Source organism: Rhizobium subbaraonis (assembly GCF_900220975.1).
Classification (GTDB): Bacteria; Pseudomonadota; Alphaproteobacteria; order Rhizobiales; family Rhizobiaceae; genus Mycoplana; species Mycoplana subbaraonis.
In genome coordinates this window covers 1-4,038 of record NZ_OBQD01000067.1, presented here as the reverse complement: position 1 = coordinate 4,038, position 4,038 = coordinate 1, and the positions used below count along the sequence as shown (strand labels likewise).

Annotated in this window: 3 protein-coding genes; all 3 read left to right on the top strand. The window is 63.2% G+C overall.

Translation table 11 applies throughout. The features are described from left to right. Positions 1–336, top strand: a 336-nt coding sequence (locus tag CRO48_RS31360) for a M10 family metallopeptidase C-terminal domain-containing protein (protein WP_407071968.1), incomplete at its 5' end; no start/stop codon positions are given. A gap of 95 nt (positions 337–431) precedes the next feature. After that, on the top strand, positions 432–2,429 hold the full coding sequence (locus CRO48_RS31355; RefSeq protein WP_176526968.1) for a TonB-dependent hemoglobin/transferrin/lactoferrin family receptor: 1,998 nt from the start codon (positions 432–434) through the stop codon (positions 2,427–2,429). A 63-nt stretch (positions 2,430–2,492) separates the two neighbouring features. Beyond that, on the top strand, positions 2,493–4,038 hold a 1,546-nt coding region (locus tag CRO48_RS33355; RefSeq protein WP_280952716.1), incomplete at its 3' end, for a heme acquisition protein HasA.

Sequence of the window (4,038 nt, the reverse complement as noted above, 5' to 3'; positions counted from 1 at the left end):
CTCCATGGCGGCAAGGGGGCGGACACCTTCGTGTTCAAGTCGCTCGCAGACCTCTCGAGCTCGAAGGCCAAGAGCGACACGATCTTCGACTTCTCGCAGAAGCAGAAGGACCTGATCGACCTGACCGGCATCGATGCGATGACGACGAAGTCGGGCAACCAGGCGTTCGCCTTCGTCGGCACGGACAAGTTCTCCAAGAGCGCCGGCGAACTGCGCACCGCCAAGGAGAAGGCCGACACCTACGTCTATGGCGACGTCAACGGCGACGGCAAGTCCGACTTCGTCATCCACATCGACAGCCTCGTGAACCTCAAGGAAGGGGACTTCCTGCTGTGAAGCAGCATGCATTGCATCATTCGAAAGCAGGGAGCGGCCGTCAGGGCCGCTCCCTGCAGCCTTTTCATCGGATCGCCTGTCGCCCGGCGGAGCGCTTGCGGCTCGGCGTCTCGGCACTCGCCGTGCTGGCGGCGGTGGCGGGTCCGGCATACGCCCAGGACGCAGAGACCGAGGGCGACCCCGAAGCTGCCGGCAGTTCCGGGGTCACAGTGCTCGAGCAGATCGTCGTGACCGCCACCCGCATCGGCGAGCGGGTGTATGAGACGCTTTCAGGCTCCAGCGCGGTCGGTCGCGACCAGCTAGAGGTCGAGATGCCCGGCGCGCCGGTTTCGCAGATCGTCACCCTGATGCCCAGCGTGACGACGCAGACTTCCGCGGACGATCCCGGAACGGCGATCAACATTCGCGGATTGCAGGATTTCGGCCGGGTCAATGTGCTCGTCGACGGTGCCAGGCAGAATTTCCAGAAGAACGGCCACGAGGCGAACGGAACGTTCTATCTCGACACCAACATGCTGAAGAGCGTGGAGGTCACCCGCGGGCCGGCGGCGACCGTCTATGGCAGCGGCGCCATCGGCGGGGTGATCAGCTTCACCACCATCGATGCCGACGACGTGCTGCGCGAGGGGGCGACCAAGGGCGGACGCGTCAAGCTCGGCTTCGACACCAACGGCCCCGGGCCGACAATTCACGGCGAGGCGGCGGCACGCATCGAGGACAGCGCGGACTTCGTCGTCGCTGGCACGTGGTACAAGCCGAACGACTACAAATCCGGAGACGGTACGAAGGTGGATTCGGCGCAGGACCTGCGCTCCGGCCTTGCCAAGGCACGTTTCCGTCCGACCGACGACCAGGAAATCACGCTTTCGGCGTCGCGCTACTTCAACTCGTTCGAAAACGGCAGCACGCTCGTCCGCAATATCGACGTGACCGTCGACACGCTGACAGCGGGCTACCGCTATACGCCGGATTCCGATTTCTGGGACCTCAGCGCCAAGATCTATTACAGCGGCACCCTATCGGATCAGCAGGGGACGGGCGATATCGCCGGCGAGAGCCAGTCGTTCAAGGTCGGCACGACCGGCATGGACATCTTCAACACCTCGACCTTCGACACGGGTGCCGTGAGCCATGAGGTCACCTATGGCGGCGACGTGTTCCGCGACAAGGTGAACACGAAGGACGAACTGGGCAGCAGCGACGAACTGACGCCGCCGGGTACGCGCGTCGCCTATGGCGCGTTCGTTCAGGACAAGCTGACCTATGAGTGGCTGGAGGTCATCGGTGCGCTTCGATACGACGGCTACAGCCTGGAAAACGATGAGACGAAGACGGACGGCAGCCGCCTGTCGCCGAAGCTTACCGTCGGCGTCACTCCCTGGGATCCCGTGACCTTCTACGGCGGGTACTCGGAGGGATACCGCGCGCCGGCGCTGACGGAAACGCTCATCGAGGGCTTTCATCCGCCACCGGTCATGGGGCAGTTCTTCCCCAATCCGGACCTGAAGCCGGAGGTCGCCCATACGATCGAGGCAGGCGTCAACCTGCGGTTCAACGACATCTTCACCGGTTCCGACCAGCTCGGGGTGAAGCTGGGCATCTTCCGCAACAATGTCGACGACTATATCGACCAGGTTTTCGTGATGTTCCCCATCCCCGGGGGGTACCAGTACCAGAACATCGCAAAGGCGCGCATCGAGGGCTTCGAGTTCGAGGCAAGCTATGATGCGGGGAGCGTGTTCGCGGGGCTGGCGGGCCAGATCCTCGACGGCGAAAACCTGACGACGGGTGGGCCGCTGCAGAAGGTGCCGCCCTTCCGTGCGGTCACGACGCTCGGCTTCCGCGCCTTCGACGAACGGCTGAGTGCCGGCACGCGGCTGACGATTGTCGGCAAGAAGGATGACGCCGCCGCCACCGGGTTCGTCGGTGAGGCCTATCAGCTCGTGGACCTCTTTGCGCAGTTCGAGATCAGCGAGACGACGACGGCCAACCTTGCGCTGAACAACATCTTCGACCGCCAGTACACCCAGTACCTCAATGCCGATCCGAGCCCGGGCTTCAACGCCAAGGCATTGCTGACCATGAAATTCTAGCGACCAGGTCCCGCCGCCGGACGCATGGCGGCCGGGCCAAGGAATGCAACGCGGAGCAAAGATATGACGATTACGATCAAGCTAACGGCCAAGCTCGGCTCTTCCAAGGGCGTCGATTTCAATACGGAGTACGCCAAGTTCTTCTCCGGCCTCGTGCCGACCGGCTGGCCGTACATCCTGGGTGGCACCACCAATTTCCAGGGCGACCAGATCGTGCTGCTGGACAAGATCGTCTCCGGCAAGGAATCCGAGACCAAAGCCATCATCCTCGACGGCAAGAACTTCGACTACTACTTCAACGACCACACCCTGAGCGGGACGCTCACGACCGTCCGGCTTTCGACGCTGGGCGACAGCTACAACAGTTCGAACGGCTCGTTCGACCTGGAGGATGGCCATATCACCAATGTCCTGACGCCGATCGAGATCAGCGGGCTGAACATATCCAATGCGAAGGGCGCGAAGGGCGCGATGCATGAGGTGATCTACGGCCTCATGGGGGGAGGCCATGACAGCGGCGGCGTTTCGCAGGTGGCCGCGCTCAACGCTTTCGTCTGGGGGCAGGGGCATAATGTCGTCGGATCGGCGGGCACCGATACCTATACGGGGACGAAGTACGACGACACCCTTCGCGGCAATGGCGGCAACGACGTTCTGGACGGGGGGGCGGGCAAGGACGTCGCCGTCTATGCCGGTGCGAAAAGCAACTATACGCTGACCAAGAACGCCGATGGCACCGTGACGGTCAAGGATAACCGCTCGGGCGCGAATGACGGTCGGGACACACTGAAGAACATCGAGATTGCGAAGTTCTCGGACGGCAGCGTCGATCTGACCAAGCTGGGTTCGACCAACCTTGCACCGACCTCGCTTGCCCTGTCGGGCACCAGCGTCAAGGAGAACGTCGCCGTCGGCACCACCGTCGGCACGCTGTCGGCCAAGGATCCGGAAGGCAAGACGCTGACCTACAAGCTGACCGACAACGCCGGCGGGCTGTTCAAGCTGTCCGGCACGAAGCTCGTCACCGCCAAGGCGGTCGACTACGAGGCGGTCAAGTCCGGCAAGGTCACCGTCGAGGTCTCCGACGGGGTCAACAAGGTGGCAAAGACCTTCACCATCGCCATCGAGGACGTCGACGACGCCAACAAGGCCCCGACGTCCCTTTCCCTGTCGAAGTCGAGCGTCAAGGAGAACGTCAAGACTGGCACCACGGTCGGCACCTTCTCGGCCGTCGATCCGGAAGGCAAGGCCCTGACCTACAAGCTGACCGACACCGCCGACGGCCTGTTCAAGCTGTCGGGCACCAAGCTCGTCACCGCCAAGGCGATCGACTACGAGAAGGTGCAGAAGGACACCGTCACGGTTGCCGCGTCGGACGGCGTCAACACGGTGAGCAAGACCTTCACCATCACCGTTGCCGATAGGGTCGAGACGATCGCCGGCACCGCGAAGAGCGAAACGCTGAAGGGCGGCATCGGCGTCGATCTGATCAAGGGCGGGGCCGGCAACGACAAGCTCTACGGCTATGCCGGCAACGACCACCTGAAGGGCGATAAGGGCAACGACGTCCTCATCGGCGGCAAGGGCGCTGACCGGCTGGACGGCGGGG